Origin of the sequence: Burkholderia sp. BCC1644 (assembly GCF_902833225.1) — a bacterium.
In the GTDB taxonomy this organism is placed as follows: Bacteria; Pseudomonadota; Gammaproteobacteria; order Burkholderiales; family Burkholderiaceae; genus Burkholderia.
The window spans coordinates 304,741-326,852 of record NZ_CADFEI010000009.1 but is presented as its reverse complement, the minus strand read 5'-3'; the positions used below and the strand labels follow the sequence as shown (position 1 = coordinate 326,852).

Here is a 22,112-nt window from a genome sequence, read left to right as displayed (position 1 = left end):
CGGATTTATTCCCGAGGCATGCGTCGCTCGCTGTCGAAGCGGAATCGTTACGGTATCCGGAAAGGCGGTCGAAACACCGCCGGACGCCGCGCTTCAAGACCCCGGAATGGCACGATGCGCGAGCCGGTAAGCGCCCGGGCTGCACCCGAACCGCGCCTTGAATGCGCGGCCGAAATGCGTGATGTCCGAGAAACCGCATGCAATCGCAAGTTCCAGCAGATTCCGGTGGGTATCGGCCGGATCCTCCAGCGCGCGCCGGCTTGCCTGCAGCCGGTATTCCTGGATCAGGCTCTGCGGCGTCTGGTCGGTCGCGGCGAGCGCGCTGTAGAGCGTGCGTCTCGATACGTTCAGCGCACTGGCGAGCCGGTCCGGCGAGAGGTCGGGATCGTGGTAGTGATGCGCGAGATGGATTTCGGCATTCATGCGCAGCGCCGCGCTGCGTGCGTCGGCGCCGGTGAGCGAATCGCCGGCTTCGCGGCGGATCACCGAATCGAGCAGCATCAGCGTCGACTGCTCGAAGCCGAACAGGCTTTCCGGATCGTTCGGCACCTGCCCGTCCATCAGGTAGTGGATCGACTGCAGCGCGAGCCGCGCATTGCCGACGGTCTGCCGAACCTGGACACCCGCGCGTTCGACGAACCACCGCCACATCGTGCTGCTGCGCGGCGGCGTCAGCGCGGCGACGAAGCGCGACGCATGCGCGGATTCGATCCGGTACGGCTGCGTGGCGTCGTAGATCACCCATTCGCCGGGATTGACGGTCGATGTCGTGTTGCGCTGCGTGATGCGGCTTTGCCCGGCGATCTGGAACAGGATCTTGTAGCAGTCGCTTTCGGTACGCGCGGCCAGCGCGCGGTCGCGGTCGACCCGGACGGCCGTGGTGTCGACCTCCGCCATGCGCAGCCCGCCCACCGACGCGACGCGCACCGACATCTGGAAAAGAGGGCCGGTGTCGTGAAAAACCAGCGGCAGGAAACTGTCTGCGACGAGTTCTCGCAGGTTTGCGCTGCCGTTGCTCGCGCTGACGACGAGTTCATGTGCCATGGCCGGGGAAGGGAGGGTGCCGGGAACGCCCCAAGATTAATGCAAACGAAAAAAGCCGGTACGGTGGCCGCGCGGTTCTGCACGCTGAAGCCAAAAGTGTGCACGGAACGCCGAGGTGTGCCGGCGGCGCGCTTCTAGAATCGGAACGCGGTCGACGAATCATCCGGGCGTATCGGGCTTCTGCCACGGCGAATCCCGCTGCGCCGCAACGCACCGCACGGGCTGGCTCGCGCCATCAGGAACCACCACCGATTTTAAGGAGACACCGCCGAAGGCAGGCGACGCACGCGGCGGCGGCACGCGCCGGCGAACGTTGCGCGGACAACGGCGGGCGCATATCAGGATGTCCGATAGAACTTTCGACTACATCGTCATTGGCGCCGGGTCGGCGGGCTGCACCATTGCGACCCACCTCGTCGAGCGCCGCAAGGGCACCGTGCTGCTGCTGGAAGCGGGCGGGCACGACAAGGACCTGTTCATCCACATGCCGGGCGGGCTCGCCAAGGCCATCCCGCGCCACACCTGGCCGTATGCGGCCGACCCGTCGGACGACGTGAAGGGCCGGTCGATCGCGGTGCCGCAAGGGCGCGTGCTCGGCGGATCGAGTTCGGTCAACGGGATGCTGTACGTGCGCGGGCACCGCAACGACTACGACCGTTGGGAGAACGAATTCGGCTGCAAGGGCTGGGGCGCCGACGAGATGCTGCGCTACTTCGCGAAGGCCGAGAACAACGAGTCGCTGACGGCGCCTTATCACGGCAACAAAGGGCATCTGCAGGTCACCGAGATCCGCTACCGGCATCCGCTGTCGCAGGCGTTCGTACGGGCCGGCCAGCAGATGGGTCTCGATTACCTGGTCGACTACAACGGCGAGCGGCAGGAGGGTGTCGGGTTCTATCAGGCAACGATCTTCAACGGCGAGCGCGGCTCGACCGCGGCCACCTATCTGAAGGCGATCCGGAACCGTCCTGAATTCAGCCTCGAAGTCGACGCGCTGGTCGAGCGCGTCGAGATCGAGGGTGGCCGCGCGACCGGCGTCACCTATCGCCAGGGCAGCCGCCGCGTGACGGCGAAGGCGCGTGCGGAAATCATCGTGACGGCCGGCGCGATCGGTTCGCCGAAGATCCTGCAGTTGTCCGGCATCGGGCCGCGCAGCGTGCTCGAAGGCGCGGGCGTGCCGGTCCGGCACGTGCTGCCGGTCGGCGAGAATTTTCACGATCACATGCACATGTCGGTCAACGCGACGATCCGCACGCCGGTGTCGCTCTACGGTCAGGACAAGGGATGGCGCGCGCTCAAGCACGGCATCGAATGGAAGTTCTTCCGCTCCGGCATCCTGACTTCGCCGGTGCTCGAAGGGTTCGCGTTCGTCGATACCTGCGGGCAGGGGCAGCCGGACGTGCAGTTCCACTTCCTGCCGACGATCGATTCGTTCGACGACCCGATCGGCGTGACGCAGGGCAGGACGCACGGCATCACGATCAAGACGGGCCACCTGCAGCCGCATTCGCGCGGTCGCGTGATGATCCGTTCGTCGAATCCGGCCGACCTGCCGCGGATCGACGGCCGTTATCTGGCCGATCGCCGCGACGTCGACGGCCAGATTCGCGCGGCGAAGCTGGCGCTGAAGATCCTGCGCCAGCCCGCGCTCGCGGAGCACGTCGACGAGATCTTCTCGCCGGATTGCCCGCCCGACGACGAAGCAGGCATCGAAGACTGGGTGCGCGGCGCGGCGAAGACGGTCTATCACCCGGTGGGCACGTGCCGGATGGGCACGGACGCGGCGTCGTCCGTCGTCGACCCGCAGTTGCGCGTGCACGGCATTGCCGGGCTGCGCGTGGCCGACAGTTCGACGATGCCGAGCATCCCGAGCGGCAACACGAACGCACCGACGATCGCGCTCGCCGAAAAGGCGTCGGACCTGATCGCCGGCGCGGCCTGATCGGGCGTTTCATTCACATCGATTTCCGGAGGCAGGAAAATGGCATTGGTGCAGATGCTGGACGAGGTCAAACGGTTTCTCGCGCGCGAACATGGTCACTACATCGACGGCCGGGCCGTCGCCGGCAGCGGTGGCGAACGGATCGACGTGCGTAACCCGGCGACACGCGCGGTGACCGGTTCCGTCGCGCAGGCGACCGACGGCGAGATCGAGGCGGCGGTCGCGTCGTCGCATCGCGCGTTTCGCGGCGAGTGGGCGCAGGTGACGCCGGCCGAGCGCGAGCGCATCCTGCTGCGGTTCGCGGATCTGATCGAAGCACACGGCGAAGAGATCGCGCAGATCGAAACCGCGCAGTCGGGCAAGCTGATCGGCCTGTCGCGCGCGATCGAAGTGAGCTGGTCGGCGCGCTGGCTGCGTTATTACGCGGGCTGGGCCACCAAGATCGCGGGCGAAACGCTCGCGCCGTCGTTCCCGAGCATGAACGGTGAGCGGTACACGTCGTTCACGTTGCGCGAGCCGCTCGGCGTCGTCTTCGGCATCATCCCGTGGAATTTCCCGGTGATGATTCCCGTGTGGAAATTCGGCGCGGCGCTCGCGACCGGCAACACGGTGCTGATCAAGTCGTCGGAGTTCACGCCGCTCACGATGCTGCGGATCGCCGAGCTGGGCACCGAAGCCGGCTTGCCGCCGGGCACGCTGAACGTGATCAACGGCTCGGGCAAGGTCGGCGCTTCGGTGATCCGCGATCCGCGTATCGCGAAGGTGTCGTTCACGGGCTCGGTGCCGACCGGCCGCATCATCGGCGAGGAGGCCGTCAGAGCGAACTTCACGCGCTTCACGCTCGAACTGGGCGGCAAGAATGCGGCCGGCTTCTTGCCCGATACGCCGGTCGGGAAGATCGTCGACGGCGTGCTCGAGGCCGGGTTCCTGCACAGCGGGCAGGTGTGCGCATCGGCGGAGCGCTTCTTCGTGCATCGTTCGCAATTCGACGAGGTGGTCGAGAAGCTGAAGGCGCGGCTGGACAGCTTCCAGCCGTCCGACCCGATGGACGACGCGGGCATGATCGGCCCGGTGTGCAACGAGCCGCAGTTTCGCAAGTGCCTCGACGCGTTCGACCTGGCACGCGCGGACGGCGACACGATCGTCACGGGCGGCGGCGCCTATGCGCGCGACGGCTTTTACGTGAAGCCGACGATCGTGCTGCCGAAGTCGCTGCAATCGAGTGTGTACCGCAACGAAGTCTTCGGCCCGGTTGGCGCGTTCGTGCCGTTCGACGATGACGAGGAACTGATCGCGATGATGAACGACACGCCGTTCGGGCTGACCGCGAGCCTGTGGACGAACGATCTCGCGAAGGCGCTGCGCCATGTCCCGCGCATCGAGGCCGGTACCGTGTGGGTGAACATGCATACGCTCGTCGACCCGGCCGTGCCGTTCGGCGGCGCGAAAGGGTCCGGCATCGGCCGTGAATACGGCTCGTCGTTCATCGATGCCTATACGGAACCGAAATCCGTCACGATCCGCTTCTGAATCAAGTGCATGACGGGCGCGTTGCCGGCTGAAAGCCCGGCGGCGCGCCGGCTGGCGCCGGCCCGATATCACGGCCGGCGCCCTTTTTTCCCGTCAGAACCGCGTGCTGAACCCGATCCGCGCAATCGACTGCAGTGCGCCGCTCGATGCACCGTCCGCATCCATCACGCCGTTGATCTGCGCGTTGCTGCCGTGGCCGGTGCGCTGATGCACGCCGGCGACGTACACCATCGTGCGTTTCGACAGCCAGTACTGGACGGCGGCCAGGAATTGATGCGCATGCGCGTTGTCGAGCGTGTCGTTGCCCTTCATGTACGTGTAGCTCGCGCCGACGACCCATCCGGGCGACGGGTGCCATGCGGCGCCGGCTTCGGCCGACCACGCACCCGCGCCGTTCTGCGCGTTGTGCACGGTCGTGAAGAGCGCTTTCCCCGTGACCGTGCCGACCGTGTAATGCACGCCGGCGCCCCAGTTGCGCACGCTGGTGGGCGGCAGTCCGCCGGCCGCGCCGTATTTCTGGTTCGTATAGGCGGCACCTGCGCCGAACGGGCCGTTGTCGTAGCTCGCGCCGACGCTGACGGTGTTGTTCGCGCCAACCGACCCGGCGACGTTCCCGAAGCCGTACAGCGCGCCGAAGGTGAGGCCCGACAGCGACGGGCTCGTGTACTTGACGGAATTCGCGACGCGATTGCTGCCCGCGACGCGGTCCCAGTCGAATGCGCCGGTCGGGTTGTTCGGCAGCGCGAGCTTGTCGAACGGCCCGTTGCGGAAGCCGTACAGGCCGACGAGATCCTGCGCGATCTCGTTGCCGCTGGCGGCCAGCGAATCGACCATGAACTCGTACTGGTTGCCGAGCGTCAGCGTGCCGTACCGGTCGTTCTGCAGCCCGACGTAGGCCGTGCGCGCGAACAACCCGCCGCCGATGATCGAGCCGTTGCCGAGCGAATACTGGTTCACGAGCCGGAAGATCGCCCGCGTGCCCGCGCCGAGATCCTCCTTGCCCTCGAAGCCGAGCAGGTTCGGAAAGAAGATGTTGTCGTCGAATTTCGCGGCGCCGTGGCCGCTCTGGTTGCTGACATAGCTGATGCCGGCATCCATCAGCCCGAACATCGTCACGCTGCTCTGTGCGAACGCCGCAGCCGGAATCGTGCAGACCGCGAGTGTCAGGAAAGTCTTTTTCGTCATCTCCAATGTGCTCCTCACATGTTCCGATCGGATCGGATATTTTTGATGGGACTACTGATTGATATGAACAAACCGGAACCGGGCGAAACCCGGTTCGGTGGCGGCAGGCGGGAACCGCGCCGCGCAACGGGCATCGGCGGGTTTCGTGAATCCGCCGATGCCCTGCGCGCGGTGCGCTAGACCGTCGAGTACCCGCCGTCCACCGGTACGACCGCGCCGGTCACGAACGACGCGCCGGGCGAGCACAGGAACAGGATCACGTCCGCGACCTCGTCGGCCGTACCCCAGCGCCCGAGCGGCGTGCGCTCGAGGATGCGGCGCGACGCCTGCGCATCGGCCATCAGGCCGGTACTGAGCGGCGTGTCGATCCAGCCGGGCGCGACCGCGTTCACGCGGATGCCGCGATCGGCCCACGCCTGCGCGAGCGAGCGGGTGAGCTGCGCGATGCCGCCCTTGCTCGCGCTGTACGCGGGCCGGTCCTTGCTGCCGAAGTACGTGTACATCGACGCGACGTTGACGATGCTGCCGCCTTGTACGGACAGCGCCGGCAACGCGGCGTCGGACGCGCGCATCACCGACGTCAGGTTCACGTTCAGCACGAGCTCGAACTGGTCCATCCGGTATTCGTCCGAATGGCGGCTGATGCCGACGCCGTTGACGAGCACGTCCAGCCGCGGCAATGCGGCGATCGTGCGCGTCAGTGCATCGTTGTCGGTCACGTCGAGCTCGACGCACCGGACGCGCGGATGGACCGGTGCATGCGGGCCGGTTGCGTCGAGCCCGAGCGCAACGACCGATGCGCCCGCTTCCGCGAAACGCCACGCCGTGCTCGCGCCGATGCCCGACGTGCCGCCCGTTACGGCGACGGTCTTGCCCTCAAATAACCACTGGAGACTCATGTTCGACACTCTCGACGGCGGGGGTGGAGCGCGCGTGCCGCTGCGCGGGGGAAACCAGGATCTTGATTTGCGTACGGTCGGCGAGCAGCGCGTCGAAGCCGTCGGCGACGGCATCCTCCAACGACACCGTGCGCGTGACGATCGACGTGAGGTCGAGCCCACCCGACGCGACGATCCGCAGCAGGTCTTCGTACGCATGCCGGTAGCCGACGCTCGCCGTGAAGGTCAGCTCGTCGTTGACCGCGCGGAACGCGTCGAAGCCCGCCTGCGGCATCAGGCCGACCATCACGACGCGGCCGCCCTTGCGCAGCGCTTGCATCGCCGCCTCGAACGTGGCCGGCAACCCGGCCGCCTCGAAGCTCGCGTCGACGCCGAGCCCGCCCGATGCCTCATGGATCGCGTCGCGCAGCACGGACGCGTCGAGCGTGCGTGCATTGAACGCGTGCGTCGCGCCGAAGCGCGCGGCGGCCGCGAGACGCTCGGTCGACACGTCGACCGCGACGATGGTCGTCGCGCCCTGCAGCTTCGCGAGCTGGATCAGCAGCAGGCCGATCGGCCCGAGCCCGAATACCGCGCACGTGTCGCCGAGCCGGAGCTCGGCGCGGCGCAGCGCGTGCAGCGCGACGGCCGCGGGTTCCATCACGGCGGCCTGCTCGAGGCTCACGCCGTCGGGCAGCCGGTGCAGCATGTAGGCCGGCACGACCGCGAAGTCGGCCATCCCGCCGTCTCCCATCAGCCCGGCAAAGCCCATCGACACGCACAGGTTGTACGACCCCGAGCGGCAGTACGCACACTGGTGGCAACGATATTCAGGCTCGACGGCGACGCAATCGCCCGGGTTCAGCGTCGTCACGCCTTCGCCGACTTCGACCACGGTGCCGCAGAACTCGTGGCCGAGCGTCAGCGGTGCGGTGCGGCGCGACAGGGGATGCGGCGTGTCGACCGGAATCGCGTGCGGGCCGTCCGCGTATTCGTGCAGGTCGCTGCCGCAGATGCCGCAATACGCGACCGCGATGCGCACCTCGCCCGGTCCGACGCCCGGCGTAGCGATTTCCACGAGACGGACGTCACGCGGGCCATGCCATTGAAGTGCGCGCATGTCAGCGTCCTCCGAGGTTCTGCGCATCGAGACGGCCCGATGCGGCGCCGGCGAGCGCGCGCTTGCGCAGCACGGCCGGCGCGGTTTCGACGAGACCGAACGACAGCACGCACGCGAGGATCGCGCCGGTGGTCGACGTCCACATCGCGAACTGCAGGCCGTACTTGTCGGCCGCGAAACCGGCGACGGTCGGCGCGACGAAGCCGCCGATCAGCTCGCCCGCGCCCATGATCAGCCCGAGCGCGCTGGCGATCGCGCGCGGCGGCACCGTTTCGGCCGGGATCGTCGCCATGAACAGCGTGAAGCAGCCGAGGCCCGTGTATGTGACGAACACGAGCGTGCCGAGCGCCCAGACCGAGCCGACGTGGATCATCACCATCGGGCACACGGCCGCGATCAGCGCGAACACGATCATCGTCGGCTTGCGGCCGATCCGGTCGGAGATCGCCGGCACCGCGAAGCCCCAGAACACCCATGCGGCGCCGAGGCAGGTCATTACGACGCCCATGTCGGACGGCGACAGGTGGCGGTTTTCCACGAGGAAGACCGGCGCGAACGAGATGATCACGACGAACCACGTGAGGAAGCAGCAGCTGATCAGCACGCAGAGCAGGATGTTGCGTTCCTTCAGCAGCGCCCAGCGGTTGATGGCCGTGCCGCTCGCGGCCGGCACGCCGGTGCCGTCGGCCTGCGCGTACCGTACGCCGCCGGGCGGCACTTCGCGTACCCAGCGCCAGATGCAGAACGCGATCAGGAAGCCCGGAATGCACGACACGTAGAACGCCTCGCGCCAGCCGTACGTGGTCGCGATGCCGATCACGACCGGCGGCCCGATCATCGCGCCGAGCAGGCCGGCGGCCGAGCCTTGCAGCAGGCCCATGTTCAATCCGCGGCGGCTCGGCGTCGAGCTTTCGACCATCAGCGACTGCGACAGCGGCAGCACGGGGCCTTCGGCGATGCCCATCAGTGCGCGGAACGCGATCAGGCTCGCGAAGCCGCCGACGAGCCCGGACAGCGCCGAGCACACGGAGAAGCCGAGCACGGCCGCGATCAGCAGCGGCTTGCGCGTGCCGCGCGCATCGGACCACGCGCCGGTCGCGGCGCCGGACAGCGCCCAAGTGAGCGCGAGCGCGGACGACACCATGCCGAGCTGCGTGTTCGTCAGGTGCAGCTCGGCCGACATGAACGGGAACAGGAACGACAGCGCGAGGCGGTCGAAGAAGACGAAGCCGAACGTCATGAACAGGATCAGCAGCAGCCTGTTTTCGTACGTCCACGCGGATCTGGATGAAGAGGGAGATGTCATGGGGAGCCTCGTCGTGCGTCAGCGGAACAGCTTCTCGATCGCTTGCGCGCCGAGGCCGACCTTCTCGTAATGCGCCTTGCACATCGCGATGTACGAATGCACGTCGAAGTAGCCGTCGGGGTTGCCGTCTTCGTCGAGCCAGATCAGCGGCCCCTTGACGATGAAGAACGCGCGCATCGGCTCGGGATGATCGAACGCGACCAGCGTGTGGCCTTCGCCGGGTGTCTCGTACACGAAATCGCCGCGCGTCGCGGTCCATTCGTGCTCCAGGTAGCCCCATTTGCCGGACAGCGTGTACGCGAACACCTCGTGCGGGTGATAGTGCCGGTTCACGAGCCCCGCTTCCTTCGCCATCAGGATGTCGCACCATTTGTTCTGCGACGGCGAGATCCACAGCGGCCGCGACGAAACCGTTTCGGTGAACGGAACGTAATAGCGCTCGTCGTCGGTGGCCGCGTTCGGGATGTACGCTTCGGGCAGCGCATCGGGCTTGAACGGATTGGCAATCGCCGGGATGTTTTGCCAGAATTCGGATACGGCTTTGTCGACCACGGGTTGTCTCCTTGCATGAGTTGTCGTGGGCTCGACTTTAGCCAGCCGGTGCGCGCCGCTCTTGACTGGGCTGGACGAATTGCTTGACCGCGCCGGACATTGCGTTGCACCAAAATCCAGACGAACCATCCCCCAATCCGTGCCGCTCCGCACGACAGGCGCCCGCAGGAGGCGACGTGACGAATTCGACCGTTTTTTCATGCACGCGAGGCTCGACGGCCGACGTGCCGGCGCGCGACAGGATGGCGTACTGGGATGCGTTCAATGCGGCGACGCTGGTCGGGCTGCGCTGCTCGTCTCTGTCGCCGGCCGGGCTCGAAGTCGAGAAGACCGACATCGCGCTGCCGGGCCTCGGCATCGCCGACATCAGCGGGCAGGACCACGTGATCGAGCGCAGCCCCGCACTGGTGCGCCAGTTGCCGAAGGAATCGCTGTTCGCGTGCCAGATCCTGAGCGGGCGCGCATATTTCATCCAGCGCGACCGGTGCCTGCTCGCGGAAGCCGGCGATGTCGTCGTCTACGACACGCGCGTGCCTTATCTGTTCGGATTCCTGACGCCGATGCGCCAGCTGCTGATCGACATTCCGGTCACGTCGTTCGACGACCGGCTCGATGCGGAGCTGGCCGCGCTGCCGCTGCGGATCGCGCCGAAGCCGGGCGCGGGTGCGATGCTCGGCGCGACGTTGCGCGCAAGCGTCGAGCGGTTCATGAAGGATCCAGTCGAGCGCGATGCCGCGCGGTTTGCCGAGCACACGCGCACGCTGATCGCGGAGCTCATCGACACGGAAGTGAATGGCGCGGGCGCGTCGCGCGCGTCGCTGTCATACCTGCTGACCGCGAAGCAGTACATCGCGACGCATCTCGGCGAGCCGGAGCTCGGGCCGCAGGCCGTCGCCGATGCGGTCGGGTTGTCGCTGCGGCATCTGGGCCGGCTCTTCGCGGCCGAAGGCGAGTCGATCACGCAGCACATCTGGTCGGAGCGGCTGTCGCACGCGCATCGTGAGCTGACCGACGCACGGCTGCGCAAGACGAGCATCGGCGAGATCGCGTTTCGCTGGGGTTTTTCGAGCCAGGCACACTTCAGCCGCGCGATTCGCGAGCGCTACGGCGCGTCTCCGATGGCGCTGCGCGATGCGGCGCGGGCGGGCGGGTGACGTCGCCGCTCTCCGCTCTCCTGATGGTTCGGCGGCGCGTGTGTCACGCGCCGCTTTTGTGTCCACGGCGCGTCACTCCGCCAGCATGAACTCGGCGCAGCGCTCCGCGATCATGATCGTCGGCGCGTTCGTGTTGCCGGACACGATGCGCGGCATCACCGATGCATCGCAGATCCGCAATCCATCCATGCCTTGCACCTCGAGGCGCGGCGTTACGACCGCATGCGCGTCGTTGCCCATGCGGCAGGTGCCGGCCGGGTGATAGACGGTTTTCGCGCGGTGCCGCACGTAGTCGGCGAGTGCCGCGTCGGTCAACGTCTCGGCTTCGCGGACGATGCGTGCGAGCGACGGCGCGCGGATGACCCGCCGTGCGAGCGCGACGCCGCGCACGAGGCCGTCGACGTCGGCCGGATCGGACAGCGCGCCGCTGTCGAACAGGATCGGCGCGGCCGGATCGTTGCCGCGCAGTTGCACGGAGCCGCGTGAACGCGGCCTGAGCAGGCACGGGTTGATCGACAGGCCGTGGCCGGGCAGCGGTTCGCGATCGACGTCGCCGACGAGGATCGGCAGCACGTGGAACTGGATGTCCGGGCGGCCGCTGCCGGTCGTATCGACGAACGCGCCCGATTCGACGACGTTCGACGTCAGCAGGCCCGTGCGGCACAGCATCCACTGCAGCCCGTGACGCAGCGCCTTCAGCCCGCGATCCTCGCCGAGCAGGCTGACCGGTGCGTGGCTGCGGCCGTAGATCGATACCTCGAGGTGGTCCTGGTAGTTCGCGCCGACGTCGCGGCTGTCGTGCAGCACGTCGATGCCGTGCGCATGCAGGTGCGCGCCGGGCCCGATGCCCGACAGCATCAGCAGCTTCGGCGTGCTCAGCGCGCCGGCCGCGAGCACGATGTCGGCGCGCGCGGCAGCCGACCCCGTTGCGCCGCTTTCGATGCGCCATTCGACGCCCGTTGCGCGCCGCCCGTCGAACCGGATGCGCGTTACACGGCAGCCGGTCAGCACGCGCAGGTTCGGATGAGCGATCGCTTCGGCGAGATAGGTGGCCGCGGTGCTGCCGCGCTGCCCGTCGAAGATCGTCGTGTGATAGAAGCCGACCCCGTGCTGCGTGGCGCCGTTGAAATCGTCGTTGTACGCAATGCCGGCCTCCTGTGCGGCCTTCACGAACGCGAGGCTCAGCGGATGCCGGAAGCGCGTGTCGCCGACTTTCAACGGGCCGTCGGTGCCGTGGAACGGCTCCGACAGCCGCAGATGCGATTCGGCGCGCTTGAACACGGGCAGCACGTCGTCCCAGCCCCATCCGGTGCAGCCGAGCGCGGCCCAGTCGTCGTAGTCGTCGCGCGTGCCGCGCACGTACAGCATCGCGTTGACGGAACTGCCGCCGCCGAGCGTGCGACCCTGCGGCACATAGGTCTTGCGGCCCGCCGCGCCGGGCTGCGGCTCGCTCTCGAACGTGACCGTGCGCCGCGTGCCGAGCACGCGGATGAACGTCGCCGGAATCCGGACGAACAGGCTGTCGTCCTTCGGTCCGTCCTCGAGCAGCAGTACACGCCTGCCGGCCTTCACCAGCCGATGCGCGACCGTACAGCCGGCCGACCCGCCACCGACGACGATATGGTCGTACGTCTCCATCCCGCTTCTTCTCCTTGCTGTCGGGCGGCGGAACGAGTGCCGCCGCGCAGGAAGCCAGCTTAGCGAGCGGGTTGCGGCCCCATTTGACCGGGACGGACGCCGCGCTTGCCTCGCCCGGACACGGCGGCGAGTGGCGGCGGGTGGCGGCGCGAACGGCCCTAGCGCGCGTCGGCAGGCGCCCGCGACTCGCTCGGCGTCTCGCCGAACCGCGCGCGATAGCTGCGGCTGAAATGCGCGCTGTTGTTGAAGCCCCAGCGGAACGCGATCTCGCTGACCGTCAGGTGCTTCAGCGACCGGTCGCGCAGGTCGGCGCGGCAGCGTTCGAGCCGCCGCGCGAGGATGTAGCGCGTGAGCGGCATCCCTTCGATCTCGAACACGCGCGCCAGCTGCCGCGGCGACAGGTTGATCGCGCGGCTCACCGACTGGCTGTCGAGATCGTCGTCGGCGAGATGGCTGTCGATGAACGCCTTCGCGCGCGACAGCGTGTGGACGGTCGACTTCGTCGGCGACGCGTCGCCGTCGCGCAGCCGCAGCATCGACTGCACGAGGTCGAGGATCGCGGCGGCGCGCCGTTCGCGCGCGTCGGGCGTCGGCTCCTGCGGCGCGGCGAGCAGCGCATGGACCTGTCGCACGGCCCACGACGTCACGCCGTCGTCGCGATCGATCTTGACGAGGCTGCGATAGCGCCACGGGCCGACGCGCGCTTCGAACGTGTCGCGCGGCACGTCGAGCACGGTCATCGCCATGTCGGCCGGGAAGCCGTGACCGTACGGCATCGACGTGTCGTACAGCACGAGATCGCCGGGCGCATGCTGCATGCAGTCGACATCCTGGAACGTATAGCCCTGCCCTTCGTGCATCAGGCAGATGAACACGGCGTCGCGCTGGTCCGCGTGGATGTTGTGCGGCGTGCGCACGACCGCATGCCGGTTCGCGACGATGTCGCATGCGCTGAACAGGCCGAGATCGCGCTTGCGCATCGACGCGTCGATGCCTTCGGACGACTTGCCGCTGCATTCGATCCGCACGAGCGTGCGCGCGACATGGTCGACCCAGAAGTCGACGCGCTCGGCGCCGCGTACGGCGCGCGTCGAGACCGTGGCGATCTCCGTGCTGATGTCCGGCATGACGTTCTCCCAATGACCGCCTGAGCGGCGCAGTCTCGGGCACGTCGAATGGCGCGGTCAATCCGTGAAAGACCCGGGACGGGCGCGTGACGCGCTTGCAGCGGGGCGCGGCGGGCGGTGACGCGATCGATGTCCGGCTGAGTCAACGGAAGCGGCCGTGCGAGTCAAAACACGTGCGTGGTTTTCGGCTAGACGATGCAGGCCGGTCGACAAACCACGTGGCTCGCGCGATTTCCCCACCGGCCTGCTGCCGTCGCGGACTTCAGGTCGCGCTGGCCTCGTCGATCTGGCGGATATCGTCCTGATCGAGTTGAACGCGGATCGCTTCGCCGAGCAGTTCGAGCTGCGCGAGCGACGTCGCGCTGGCGATCGGCGCGGTGATCGTCGGTCGCGCGATCTGCCACGCGAGCGCGATCGCGGCCGGCTGCGTGCGGTGCTTTGCCGACACGGCGTCGAGCGCCGCGAGGATGCGCAGGCCGCGTTCGTTGAGATAGCCGGCGACGCGATCGCCGCGCACGCTCTTCTTCAGGTCCGCTTCGCCGCGGTACTTGCCCGACAGGAAGCCGCTCGCGAGCGCATAGTAGTTGACGACGCCGAGCTTCAGGTCGCGCACGACCGGCTCGAGATCGCGTTCGTAGTCGGCTCGGTCGATCAGGTTGTACTCGGGCTGGATGACCTGGTACGCGGGCAGCCCGTCGCGCTGGCTGATGGCGGCGGCTTCGCGCAGGCGCGCGCCGCTGTAGTTCGACGCGCCGATGATGCGCACCTTGCCGGCGTCGATCAGCGTTTGATACGCGCCGAGCGTTTCTTCGAGCGGGGCCGTGTCGGCGAGATCGCGATGCGAGAAATACAGGTCGATGTAGTCGGTCTGCAGGCGGCCGAGCGAATCGTCGACGGCCTTCAGGATGTTGTCCTTCTTCAGTCCCGCGCGTGCGGCCAGCAGGCCGACCTTGGTCGCGATCACGACCTGCTCGCGCTTGCCGGAGCGCTTGAGCCACTTGCCGATGATGGTTTCCGATTCGCCGCCGCTGTTGCCGGGCACCCAGGCCGAATAGACGTCGGCCGTGTCGATGAAGTTGATGCCGGTGTCGGCAAGCGCGTCGAGCAGCGAAAACGACGCGTTCTCGTCGACGGTCCAGCCGAAGACGTTGCCGCCGAACGCGAGCGGTGAAACCTGGATGGTCGATGTGCCGAGGGTGCGGTGTGCCATGTTCCTCTCCGATAACTGCAGGTGACGGGATTGAACTGCGGGGTGGGGCGATACGAATGCGGCGGGACGGCGGTGTGCGCGGTGCGGTTCCGCCGTTGTCGCGGGACTCCGGCCATTCTCGCCGATCGCTCCGATTCGTGCAGCCGGCACGTTGCCGCGATGACGGATGGCTTGCAGCAGATGGCGGACGATTCGTCCGTTACGTGAGTGTCTCGTATGGCTGCGTTCGATCGGGAGCGATTTTTTGCAGCGGGGAGCGCGATGAGGGGAGGCGGGTTGCCCCGGCGTTGCGCCGGCGCGGAAGGGGAGACGGGCGGCAGTCGGCCGCCCGTACGAGGGGGCGGTCAGCGCAACTGCACCGCCGCGAGAAACAGCACCATGCTGCCGATCGCGCCATCCAGCACGCGCCACGCAACGGCCTTGCGGAACCACGGCGCCAGCAGTCGCGCGCCGTAGCCGAGCCCGAGGAACCACACGACGCTGACCGTCATCGCGCCGATCGCGAACGCGAGCCGTGCGCCTTCCGGCTCGCGTGCGCCGGCCGTGCCGATCAGCAGGAACGTGTCGAGATACACGTGCGGATTGAGCCACGTGAACGCGAGCGTCATCAGCACGATCGACAGCCCGCTCTGCGACTGCGGCGCGACCGCGTCGCCGCGCACGTCGAGCGTTTCGTGGCCCGGCTTGAACGCGCGACGCAGCGCGTTGATGCCGAACCATGCGAGATACGCGAGGCCGACGTACAGCACCGCATGGATGAAGATCGGATAGCGTTCGACGAGCACCGACGCGCCGCCGACGCCCGCGCCGATCAGGATCATGTCGGACACCGCGCACAGCAGCACGATCTTGCCGACATGCGCGCGCATGATGCCTTGGCGGAGCACGAATGCGTTCTGCGCGCCGATGGTGACGATGAGCGATCCGCACAGGGCGGCGCCGTGGGAAAAAGCGAGCCAGTTCATGATGGTGGGCAGCGGTGGAAGCAGTAGACGAATGATTCGGGTAGCGCTAGTCTGCGGTCAGCATGAAAATAAGAGAAGCTAATTCACCTAATGCAGATTAAGGAAATCTAATGCTCGACTATGCGTTGCTCGATGCCCTTGCGGCCGTGATCCGGCACGGTTCGTTCGAGCGGGCGGCCAAGGAGCTGAATGTCACGCCGTCGGCCGTGTCGCAGCGCGTGAAGCTGCTGGAGGAGCGCGTCGGCAGCGTGCTCGTCAAGCGCGGGCAGCCGTGTGTTGCGACGACGTCGGGCGCGCTGCTGTGCCGGCATACCGAGCGCGTGCAGCTGCTGGAAGCCGAACTGGGCGGCCGGATGCCGGCGCTGCCGGGCCAGATCGCGAGCGCATGGCCGACGTTGCGTGTGGCCGTCAACGACGACAGCGTCGCGACGTGGTTCATCGACGCGGTCGGGCCGTTCTGCACGGAGCGCGAGACGTTGCTCGACCTCGTGATCGACGACCAGGATTACACGGCGTCGCGCATTCGCGACGGCAGCGTGCAGGGCGCCGTGACCGCGCAGGCCGAGCCGATTCAGGGGTGCCGGTCGGAGCGGCTCGGGCGCATCCGCTATCGCGCGGTGTGCTCGCCGGCGTTCTACGAACGCTATTTCAGTGCGGGCATCACGCGCGAGGCGCTGCGCCGCGCGCCGTGCGTGATGTTCAATCCGAAGGACGGTCTGCAGTCGCGTTTCATCCGGCGCGTGACACACGCGGATCTCGATCCGCCGCAGCACTGGATACCGCACGTCGCAGGCTATCTGCGCGCATGCGAAACGGGATTGGGATGGGGGATGTGTCCGGACCGGATGGTCGATCGCCAACTGGCGGCGGGCGAGCTCGTGGACATGTCGCGCGGGCGGACCATCGACATCGATCTCTACTGGCAGAGCTGGCGTCTGTCGATCGGCTGGCTCGACGATTTCAGCGCGGCGCTGAAGACGCGCGCCGCGCTGTTTCTCGATTGATTCGGGGTGCGATGCAGGCGGCGCGCGAGCCGTGCGCGCCGTGAGGGATCAGACCTGCTGGAGGCCGTCGAAGTCGACGATCTGCACGTGGCGGCCCTGCATTTCGATCAGGCCGCGCTTCTGGAACTTCGACAGCGTGCGGCTGACCGTTTCGAGCGTCATGCCGAGATAGCTGCCGATGTCTTCGCGCGTCATGCGCAGGTTGAATTCCGACGGCGAGTAACCGCGCTTCAGGTAACGCGACGAGACGTCGAGCAGGAAGGCCGCGACGCGCTCTTCGGCATTCAGCGAGCCGAGCAGCATCGTTTGCGACGTTTCGCGCACGATCTGTTCACTCATCAGCTTGTGCATGCGCAGCTGCATCGAACCGGCTTCGGAGCACAGTGTCTTCAGCGCGCTGTACGGGATCACGCAGACGGAACTGTCTTCCAGCGCGACCGCGGTGCGCGGGTGGCTATCGTCGCAGATGCCGTCGAGACCGAGCGCCTCACCGGCGAGATGCAGGCCCGTGACCTGTTCGCGGCCGTCATGGCGCGTCGCGACGGTTTTCAGCGAACCCGAGCGTACTGCGTACAGGTTGTCGAATGCGTCGCCTTCGCGGAACAGCGCTTCGCCGCGCTTGACGGGGCGAGCCGCGCAGATGACCGACTCGAGGCGACTGAGTGCTTCGGGCGCCAGGCCCTGCGGCATGCACAGGTGCCGCATTGCGCACGACGAGCAGTGCGCGGCCTGGCGAGGAGCCCAGCTACCGGCATGAGGCGTGGCGGCGGGACGTGTGGCGACGGGCGTCAGCATGATCGTTTACTCCGGCGTTGAATCGACGGAATCATTGTCCCACCGCAAGTTGCCGCTGTCGGGTGACAAAACGTCGCGACCGGCCGCGCCCGCCGGATGGCGTTCAGGCGGCCTGTTCGTCGACGTTCGCAGCGGCCGGAATCAGCAGCACGGGCAGCGTGGCGTGCCGCACGCATTGTTCGGCGATGCTGCCGAGCACGAGGCGGCGGAAACCGCGGCGGCCATGCGTGCCGAGCACGAGCAGATCGGCGCCGAACGCCTTCGCGCCGTCGAGGATCAGCGACGACACATCGTTGAGCGACGTCGCTTCGTTCAGCCGCGTTTCGCCTTTCACGCCGGCTGCCTGCATCAGCTTGGTGAATTCCTGCGCGAGTTCGTTGCCCTGTGCGACGAGCTGATCGCGCAGCACGGACGGATCGTAGCCGGGCACGTTGTAGTAGATCGCGGCGTTCTCGACGACGTAGAACGGCTGCAGCTCGGCGCCGTGTGCTTTCGCGAGCGCCAGCGCGGCATCGAATGCGTGGCGGGACGTGTCGCTGCCGTCGACGGCAACCAGAATACGCTTGTACATAGTGTCTCCGAGTGGCGGGTTGAAACGAAGTCGGCCGGATGGCCGATCGGGCTGGGCAATGCGCAATGCTGCGAGGCAGAGTAAACCAACGGCGGGGACTTTGCAGTGCGGTGCCCGTCGGGTCGGGCCGCCGCGCCGCGTCTGTCGCCGTGGCGAATGGCCATGCGCGCGGCGCATGCTGCATCGCGCGAGGGGTGGCGCGTGGCCCGGTCGTAGCCGCTGTTCGCGCCGGTGGCGGAACGCATGCGCATGCAGCGGCGTGATGCGTTGCATGGGTACGCACGTCGATCGTGCGCGACAGGCAGATCGATGCACCGCACGCATCGCCATTCAATCGCAACTGCGCCGTTTCGACATGACTTCGATCAACGCATGTGCATCGGCACGATTCGCGGTACGCATGAAACCGCCGACGCCGATGCGTGAAATCGTTCACTCGAGCATCGATCGCGCGCGCCGATCCGCCGCCATCGATCTGCGACCGATGCCGTTCCGCAAACTTCCGCAAACGAACGATCGATTCAAACGCCGCGCCGGCTAGCGCGGTACGGCTGTCAGCTCGATGATGCGTTCCGGCCGCCGTCCGTGGCCGGGCCAGTACGCGCTGCCGTACATCCGGTGGACGGGACCGAACAGCGCGTCACTCGGAGCCGGCGCGTCGAAGCCTTTCTCGATCACCATGTAACCCGCGCGCAGCGCGAACGCCGGATGGTTGCCGCCGGGGCGGCTGTCGAAACCGGCGAAGCCGTCGCCGGCTTCCGGCATCGCATTGACGAGCGACGCGTTGCTGCGCGTGATCTGGTCGGGCGAGATCGGTCCGGCGCCGGCGAGGCGCGCCGCCTCGCGGTTCTTGCCGTCGGTGTCGACCGTGCTGTCGTGCGTGTCGTCGTTGTCGAGTTCGACGCTGCGCGGGTGCACACGACCTGTTTGACCGGATGATTCCATCGCGGCTCTCCTGGCGGCGAAACGCTCCGGATCGAAGCAAATCCCGTTCCGGGCACGACGGGAAAAGGCGCGCGGGCGATCGCCGCGGTCGCGCGACGCGCACTGATTTGTCATGATTTATTTCAGCTAGAAGACGCGTTTTCTACAGAGTATGATTCTTTTCCTGCGAAGCGGCGACAGGGGATGAAGTCTCGCCGCCTCTGCCCGCGCCGGGGCGCCGCAGCACCCTTAAAGACGGGTAGTGAACAACAAAGCAAGGGACTAGAGGTGGCGGATTCATGCAAGCGACTACTGCCTTCACGCACCGCGGTTATCTGTTGAACTGCGCGCCCGCGCGCGCCAGCGATGGTTCGTTCAAGCCCTACGTCGTGATCTCCCGATCGAGCGACGGGGAGCTGGTTGCGAACCGTTTTTTTCCGATCGAGCTCCAGTTCAACGACGAAGGCGACGCGATCGCGCACGCGCGCGACTGGGCCGTGCGCTGGATCGACGCGAGCAGCGTCACGATGTGACGCCGCCGCGCTCGCGCGTCGCCGGCCGTCCGGCCGATCCCCGGTGTGCCGCTCCCGGACAAAAAACGCGGTAATCTTGTGGAACCCGTCACTTTATTAGCGGCCGTGCGACCGAGCGCGGCCGCCTGCATTGGCATATGTCGACATCACCCGTCCGTCAGTGGGGCCTCGAAGAAATCGTCGCCGGCTTGCGCGAGTCGCGCGAAGAACTCCATCGCACGCGCCATCCGCGCGGCATTCGTGAACTGCCGTCGCGCGATGCGATCTGCAAGATTGTGACCGGCCTGCGCGCGTCGATGTTTCCGACGCATTACGGCGCGCCGGACCTCACCGACGAAAGCGTCGACTACTACGTCGGCCATACGCTCGAAAGCACGCTGCGCATTCTGTCCGAACAGATCCGCCGTGCGCTGCCGTTCCTGCCCGAGCATGCCGATACGCCGTTCGCGGAACTCGACGAACGCGCGTTCGAAATCGCGCGCGAATTCGGCCGGCAGTTGCCGGCGGTGCGCGCGCTGCTCGTCAGCGACATCCAGGCCGCGTACGCGGGCGATCCGGCCGCGCAGCACATCACCGAGATCCTGCTGTGCTACCCCGGCGTGCTCGCGATGATGCACCATCGGCTCGCCCACGCGCTGCACCAGCTCGGCGTGCCGCTACTCGCGCGATTCATCAATGAAATCGCCCACTCGGCCACCGGCATCGACATCCATCCGGGCGCGCAGATCGGCCCGAGCTTCTTCATCGACCACGGCACCGGTGTCGTGATCGGCGAAACCGCGATCATCGGCGAGCGCGTGCGCGTGTACCAGGCCGTCACGCTCGGCGCGAAGAGTTTCCCGGCCGATGGCGAAGGCGCGCTGGTCAAGGGCAATGCGCGGCACCCGATCGTCGAGGACGACGTGGTGATCTACGCGGGCGCGACGATTCTCGGCCGCGTGACGATCGGGCGTGGCTCGGTGATCGGCGGCAACGTGTGGCTCACGCACAGCGTGCCGGCCGGCACGAGTGTCGCGCAGGGCAAGGTTCGCGAAGGCGGGAGCGCCGAGAAGCCGTAACGCGGCGGGCGGCGGCGCGCCCGATTCGCACGGGCGCGTGCCGTGTGCGTCAGTGCTTGCCGTCCGGCGAGCGGTGCTTGTACAGCACGTCCTGGTCGACGCGGATCAGGTTCTGCCCCGCATCGACGACGAAATCCACGCCGTTGTACGCATTGCCGGTCAGCAGCAGGATCGCGCTCGCGACGTCGTCGGGGCCGGCGATGCGCGCGAGCGGCGTCGACGCGCGGCTCGCGTGCTCGAAGTCGGCCTGGGTCTGGTCGTCGCTCGGCAGCATCAGCCCCGGGAACACCGCGTTCACGCGCAGCACCGGCGCGGACGACAGCGCGAGCATCTGCGTGAGGTTGCCGAGCGCGGCCTTCGCGACCGTGTAGCTGAAGTGGTCGCGGTGAAAGTTTTCCTTGATCTTCTGGTCGACCACGTTCACGACGACGCCCTGCGTGCCGGCGGCGCGCGCGCGTTCGTAGAACGCCCGCGTGAGCAGGATCGGCGCGCGGCAGTTGACGGCCCACGCCAGGTCGAAGGCCGCGAGGTCGAAGCTCGGGAAGTGGTCCTGCCAGAACACCGACGCGTTGTTGACCAGCACGTCGAGGCGCCCGAAGCGCGCATACACCTGGTCGATCAGCCTGGTGATCTGCGCGGCATCCGACAGGTCGGCCTGCAGCGCGACCGAGTCGTGCCCGCGGTCGGCGATTGCGCGGGCGGCTGCCTGCGCGGCGTCGGCGGAACGGTCGTAATGCACCGCGGTGCGATAGCCATGCTTCGCGAAATACTCGGCGAACGCGCGCCCGGCCCGGCGCGCGGCGCCGGTCACGAGCACGACGGGCGCGTGTGCCGCTTGCTTCGTCTGCTCCATCAGGTATTCGTCAGGTTGACTGAAGAAGGATTCGCGACGATCGACAGGAATTCGCGCCGCGTCGACGGATCGGTGCGGAACGTGCCGAGCATGCGCGACGTCACCATCTCGACGCCCGGCTTGTGCACGCCGCGCGTCGAGATGCACTGGTGCGCGGCTTCGAGGATCACGCCGACGCCCTTCGGCTGCAGCACGTCGAACAGCGTGTCGGCGATCTGCACGGTCATCTTTTCCTGGATCTGCAGGCGCTTCGCGAATGCGTCGACGAGGCGCGCGAGCTTCGAGATGCCGACCACGCGATGGTTCGGCAGATACGCGACGTGCGCGCGGCCGATGATCGGCACCATGTGGTGCTCGCAGTAGCTCTCGAAGCGGATGTCCTTCAGCACGATCATCTCGTCGTAGCCGTCGACTTCGCTGAAGGTGCGCGCGAGGATGTCGCGCGGCTCCAGCGCATAGCCGGCGAAGAACTGCTCGTACGCCCGCACGACGCGCGCGGGCGTATCGAGCAGCCCTTCGCGTGCGGGATCGTCGCCGGCCCAGCGCAACAGCACGCGGACGGCGTCTTCTGCTTCTTCACGGCTCGGCCGGGAGGCGGCCGGCCCGGCCTGCGCGGTTTTCTTTCCCTTACCCATGTAGTGGCTCCATCGAAGGCCGCCAGCGGCGGCCGATATCCGGCCATTGTTTCATGCTTTCGCGGGTCGTGTGTGCGGCCCGCCGCTC

General features: G+C 67.4%; 23 protein-coding genes. 8 read left to right on the top strand and 15 right to left on the bottom strand.

What is annotated here, in order from left to right; translation table 11 throughout:
* Positions 1–93 precede the first annotated feature (93 nt).
* A complete protein-coding gene (locus HWX87_RS20365) occupies positions 94–1,044 on the bottom strand; it encodes a helix-turn-helix domain-containing protein (protein WP_176048791.1) in 951 nt (316 codons plus the stop codon).
* A gap of 343 nt (positions 1,045–1,387) precedes the next feature.
* Between HWX87_RS20365 and HWX87_RS20360 the strand changes: the two genes are divergently transcribed.
* Together HWX87_RS20360 and HWX87_RS20355 are read left to right on the top strand one after the other, a co-directional pair.
* On the top strand, positions 1,388–2,986 hold the full coding sequence (locus tag HWX87_RS20360) for a GMC family oxidoreductase N-terminal domain-containing protein (RefSeq protein ID WP_176048790.1): 1,599 nt from the start codon (positions 1,388–1,390) through the stop codon (positions 2,984–2,986).
* A gap of 39 nt (positions 2,987–3,025) precedes the next feature.
* Positions 3,026–4,516 (top strand): aldehyde dehydrogenase family protein, encoded by a 1,491-nt coding sequence (locus HWX87_RS20355; protein ID WP_176048789.1) that lies wholly within the window; start codon positions 3,026–3,028, stop codon positions 4,514–4,516.
* 93 nt (positions 4,517–4,609) lie between these two features.
* On the opposite strand, the gene HWX87_RS20350 is transcribed toward HWX87_RS20355, so the two are convergent.
* The gene (locus HWX87_RS20350) at positions 4,610–5,701 is read right to left on the bottom strand and encodes a porin (RefSeq protein WP_176048788.1); all 1,092 of its coding nucleotides are present in this window, start codon (positions 5,699–5,701) and stop codon (positions 4,610–4,612) included.
* Positions 5,702–5,746: 45 nt separating this feature from the next.
* Here HWX87_RS20350 and HWX87_RS38245 point away from each other — a divergent pair, with 45 nt between their 5' ends.
* On the top strand, positions 5,747–5,881 hold the full coding sequence (locus HWX87_RS38245; RefSeq protein ID WP_279612970.1) for a hypothetical protein: 135 nt from the start codon (positions 5,747–5,749) through the stop codon (positions 5,879–5,881).
* On the opposite strand, the gene HWX87_RS20345 is transcribed toward HWX87_RS38245, so the two are convergent.
* From HWX87_RS20345 to HWX87_RS20330, 4 genes are read right to left on the bottom strand one after another with little or no spacing between them, the layout of a single operon-like run.
* Positions 5,878–6,600, bottom strand: a complete 723-nt coding sequence (locus HWX87_RS20345; protein WP_176048787.1) for an SDR family NAD(P)-dependent oxidoreductase — start codon at positions 6,598–6,600, stop codon at positions 5,878–5,880. The genes HWX87_RS38245 and HWX87_RS20345 overlap by 4 nt on opposite strands.
* Positions 6,578–7,699 carry a 2,3-butanediol dehydrogenase gene (locus HWX87_RS20340; RefSeq protein ID WP_176048786.1) on the bottom strand — a complete coding sequence of 374 codons (1,122 nt, stop codon included), beginning with the start codon at positions 7,697–7,699 and terminating at the stop codon, positions 6,578–6,580. Before HWX87_RS20340 ends, HWX87_RS20345 begins: the two co-directional genes overlap by 23 nt.
* A 1-nt stretch (position 7,700) precedes the next feature.
* On the bottom strand, positions 7,701–9,005 hold the full coding sequence (locus HWX87_RS20335) for an MFS transporter (RefSeq protein ID WP_176048785.1): 1,305 nt from the start codon (positions 9,003–9,005) through the stop codon (positions 7,701–7,703).
* Between the two features lie 18 nt (positions 9,006–9,023).
* Complete coding sequence (locus HWX87_RS20330; RefSeq protein ID WP_176048784.1) at positions 9,024–9,557, bottom strand: 2,4'-dihydroxyacetophenone dioxygenase family protein; 534 nt, start codon at positions 9,555–9,557, stop codon at positions 9,024–9,026.
* 176 nt (positions 9,558–9,733) lie between these two features.
* On the opposite strand from HWX87_RS20330, the gene HWX87_RS20325 reads away from it, so the two are divergent.
* Positions 9,734–10,711, top strand: a complete 978-nt coding sequence (locus HWX87_RS20325) for a helix-turn-helix domain-containing protein (protein WP_176048783.1) — start codon at positions 9,734–9,736, stop codon at positions 10,709–10,711.
* Positions 10,712–10,783: 72 nt separating this feature from the next.
* On the opposite strand, the gene HWX87_RS20320 is transcribed toward HWX87_RS20325, so the two are convergent.
* The 4 genes from HWX87_RS20320 to HWX87_RS20305 all read right to left on the bottom strand — a co-directional run bounded on the left by HWX87_RS20320 (position 10,784) and on the right by HWX87_RS20305 (position 15,651).
* On the bottom strand, positions 10,784–12,349 hold the full coding sequence (locus HWX87_RS20320; protein ID WP_176048782.1) for a GMC family oxidoreductase N-terminal domain-containing protein: 1,566 nt from the start codon (positions 12,347–12,349) through the stop codon (positions 10,784–10,786).
* Positions 12,350–12,507: 158 nt separating this feature from the next.
* Positions 12,508–13,476 (bottom strand): helix-turn-helix domain-containing protein, encoded by a 969-nt coding sequence (locus HWX87_RS20315; protein ID WP_176048781.1) that lies wholly within the window; start codon positions 13,474–13,476, stop codon positions 12,508–12,510.
* A 262-nt stretch (positions 13,477–13,738) separates the two neighbouring features.
* Complete coding sequence (locus tag HWX87_RS20310) at positions 13,739–14,686, bottom strand: aldo/keto reductase (RefSeq protein ID WP_176048780.1); 948 nt, start codon at positions 14,684–14,686, stop codon at positions 13,739–13,741.
* Between the two features lie 344 nt (positions 14,687–15,030).
* Positions 15,031–15,651, bottom strand: coding sequence for a LysE/ArgO family amino acid transporter (locus tag HWX87_RS20305; protein WP_176048779.1), 621 nt, complete (start codon positions 15,649–15,651; stop codon positions 15,031–15,033).
* Positions 15,652–15,761: 110 nt separating this feature from the next.
* Between HWX87_RS20305 and HWX87_RS20300 the strand changes: the two genes are divergently transcribed.
* Positions 15,762–16,655, top strand: a complete 894-nt coding sequence (locus HWX87_RS20300; RefSeq protein ID WP_176048778.1) for a LysR family transcriptional regulator ArgP — start codon at positions 15,762–15,764, stop codon at positions 16,653–16,655.
* A 48-nt stretch (positions 16,656–16,703) separates the two neighbouring features.
* On the opposite strand, the gene fnr is transcribed toward HWX87_RS20300, so the two are convergent.
* Both fnr and HWX87_RS20290 read right to left on the bottom strand, forming a co-directional pair.
* Complete coding sequence (gene fnr, locus HWX87_RS20295; protein ID WP_176048777.1) at positions 16,704–17,450, bottom strand: fumarate/nitrate reduction transcriptional regulator Fnr; 747 nt, start codon at positions 17,448–17,450, stop codon at positions 16,704–16,706.
* 103 nt (positions 17,451–17,553) lie between these two features.
* The gene (locus HWX87_RS20290; RefSeq protein ID WP_176048776.1) at positions 17,554–18,021 is read right to left on the bottom strand and encodes a universal stress protein; all 468 of its coding nucleotides are present in this window, start codon (positions 18,019–18,021) and stop codon (positions 17,554–17,556) included.
* Positions 18,022–18,292: 271 nt separating this feature from the next.
* Here HWX87_RS20290 and HWX87_RS20285 point away from each other — a divergent pair, with 271 nt between their 5' ends.
* A complete protein-coding gene (locus HWX87_RS20285) occupies positions 18,293–18,562 on the top strand; it encodes a hypothetical protein (RefSeq protein WP_176048775.1) in 270 nt (89 codons plus the stop codon).
* Here HWX87_RS20285 and HWX87_RS20280 read toward each other — a convergent pair.
* Positions 18,559–18,966, bottom strand: a complete 408-nt coding sequence (locus tag HWX87_RS20280; protein WP_176048774.1) for a DUF3005 domain-containing protein — start codon at positions 18,964–18,966, stop codon at positions 18,559–18,561. The two genes, HWX87_RS20285 and HWX87_RS20280, sit on opposite strands and share 4 nt — an antisense overlap.
* A 278-nt stretch (positions 18,967–19,244) precedes the next feature.
* Between HWX87_RS20280 and HWX87_RS20275 the strand changes: the two genes are divergently transcribed.
* Both HWX87_RS20275 and epsC read left to right on the top strand, forming a co-directional pair.
* A complete protein-coding gene (locus HWX87_RS20275) occupies positions 19,245–19,478 on the top strand; it encodes a hypothetical protein (protein ID WP_034189753.1) in 234 nt (77 codons plus the stop codon).
* A gap of 137 nt (positions 19,479–19,615) precedes the next feature.
* Entirely contained in the window at positions 19,616–20,536 is a 921-nt protein-coding gene (epsC, locus tag HWX87_RS20270; protein WP_176048773.1) for a serine O-acetyltransferase EpsC, read from the top strand.
* A gap of 49 nt (positions 20,537–20,585) precedes the next feature.
* On the opposite strand, the gene HWX87_RS20265 is transcribed toward epsC, so the two are convergent.
* On the bottom strand, positions 20,586–21,389 hold the full coding sequence (locus tag HWX87_RS20265; protein WP_176048772.1) for an SDR family oxidoreductase: 804 nt from the start codon (positions 21,387–21,389) through the stop codon (positions 20,586–20,588).
* A complete protein-coding gene (folE, locus tag HWX87_RS20260; protein WP_176048771.1) occupies positions 21,389–22,024 on the bottom strand; it encodes a GTP cyclohydrolase I FolE in 636 nt (211 codons plus the stop codon). The genes HWX87_RS20265 and folE overlap by 1 nt, the downstream gene beginning before the upstream one ends.
* Between the last annotated feature and the right edge of the window lie 88 nt (positions 22,025–22,112).

Coding starts and splice junctions, on each gene's coding strand:
- fnr (WP_176048777.1), bottom strand. CDS start 17,450: ATGCTGACGCCCGTCGCCACACGTCCCGCCGCCACGCCTCATGCCGGT.
- HWX87_RS20320 (WP_176048782.1), bottom strand. CDS start 12,349: ATGGAGACGTACGACCATATCGTCGTCGGTGGCGGGTCGGCCGGCTGT.
- HWX87_RS38245 (WP_279612970.1), top strand. CDS start 5,747: ATGGGACTACTGATTGATATGAACAAACCGGAACCGGGCGAAACCCGG.
- HWX87_RS20350 (WP_176048788.1), bottom strand. CDS start 5,701: ATGACGAAAAAGACTTTCCTGACACTCGCGGTCTGCACGATTCCGGCT.
- HWX87_RS20360 (WP_176048790.1), top strand. CDS start 1,388: ATGTCCGATAGAACTTTCGACTACATCGTCATTGGCGCCGGGTCGGCG.
- HWX87_RS20345 (WP_176048787.1), bottom strand. CDS start 6,600: ATGAGTCTCCAGTGGTTATTTGAGGGCAAGACCGTCGCCGTAACGGGC.
- HWX87_RS20265 (WP_176048772.1), bottom strand. CDS start 21,389: ATGGAGCAGACGAAGCAAGCGGCACACGCGCCCGTCGTGCTCGTGACC.
- HWX87_RS20335 (WP_176048785.1), bottom strand. CDS start 9,005: ATGACATCTCCCTCTTCATCCAGATCCGCGTGGACGTACGAAAACAGG.
- HWX87_RS20355 (WP_176048789.1), top strand. CDS start 3,026: ATGGCATTGGTGCAGATGCTGGACGAGGTCAAACGGTTTCTCGCGCGC.
- HWX87_RS20290 (WP_176048776.1), bottom strand. CDS start 18,021: ATGTACAAGCGTATTCTGGTTGCCGTCGACGGCAGCGACACGTCCCGC.
- HWX87_RS20305 (WP_176048779.1), bottom strand. CDS start 15,651: ATGAACTGGCTCGCTTTTTCCCACGGCGCCGCCCTGTGCGGATCGCTC.
- folE (WP_176048771.1), bottom strand. CDS start 22,024: ATGGGTAAGGGAAAGAAAACCGCGCAGGCCGGGCCGGCCGCCTCCCGG.
- HWX87_RS20365 (WP_176048791.1), bottom strand. CDS start 1,044: ATGGCACATGAACTCGTCGTCAGCGCGAGCAACGGCAGCGCAAACCTG.
- HWX87_RS20310 (WP_176048780.1), bottom strand. CDS start 14,686: ATGGCACACCGCACCCTCGGCACATCGACCATCCAGGTTTCACCGCTC.
- HWX87_RS20315 (WP_176048781.1), bottom strand. CDS start 13,476: ATGCCGGACATCAGCACGGAGATCGCCACGGTCTCGACGCGCGCCGTA.
- HWX87_RS20280 (WP_176048774.1), bottom strand. CDS start 18,966: ATGGAATCATCCGGTCAAACAGGTCGTGTGCACCCGCGCAGCGTCGAA.
- HWX87_RS20275 (WP_034189753.1), top strand. CDS start 19,245: ATGCAAGCGACTACTGCCTTCACGCACCGCGGTTATCTGTTGAACTGC.
- HWX87_RS20300 (WP_176048778.1), top strand. CDS start 15,762: ATGCTCGACTATGCGTTGCTCGATGCCCTTGCGGCCGTGATCCGGCAC.
- HWX87_RS20340 (WP_176048786.1), bottom strand. CDS start 7,699: ATGCGCGCACTTCAATGGCATGGCCCGCGTGACGTCCGTCTCGTGGAA.
- epsC (WP_176048773.1), top strand. CDS start 19,616: ATGTCGACATCACCCGTCCGTCAGTGGGGCCTCGAAGAAATCGTCGCC.
- HWX87_RS20285 (WP_176048775.1), top strand. CDS start 18,293: ATGGGTACGCACGTCGATCGTGCGCGACAGGCAGATCGATGCACCGCA.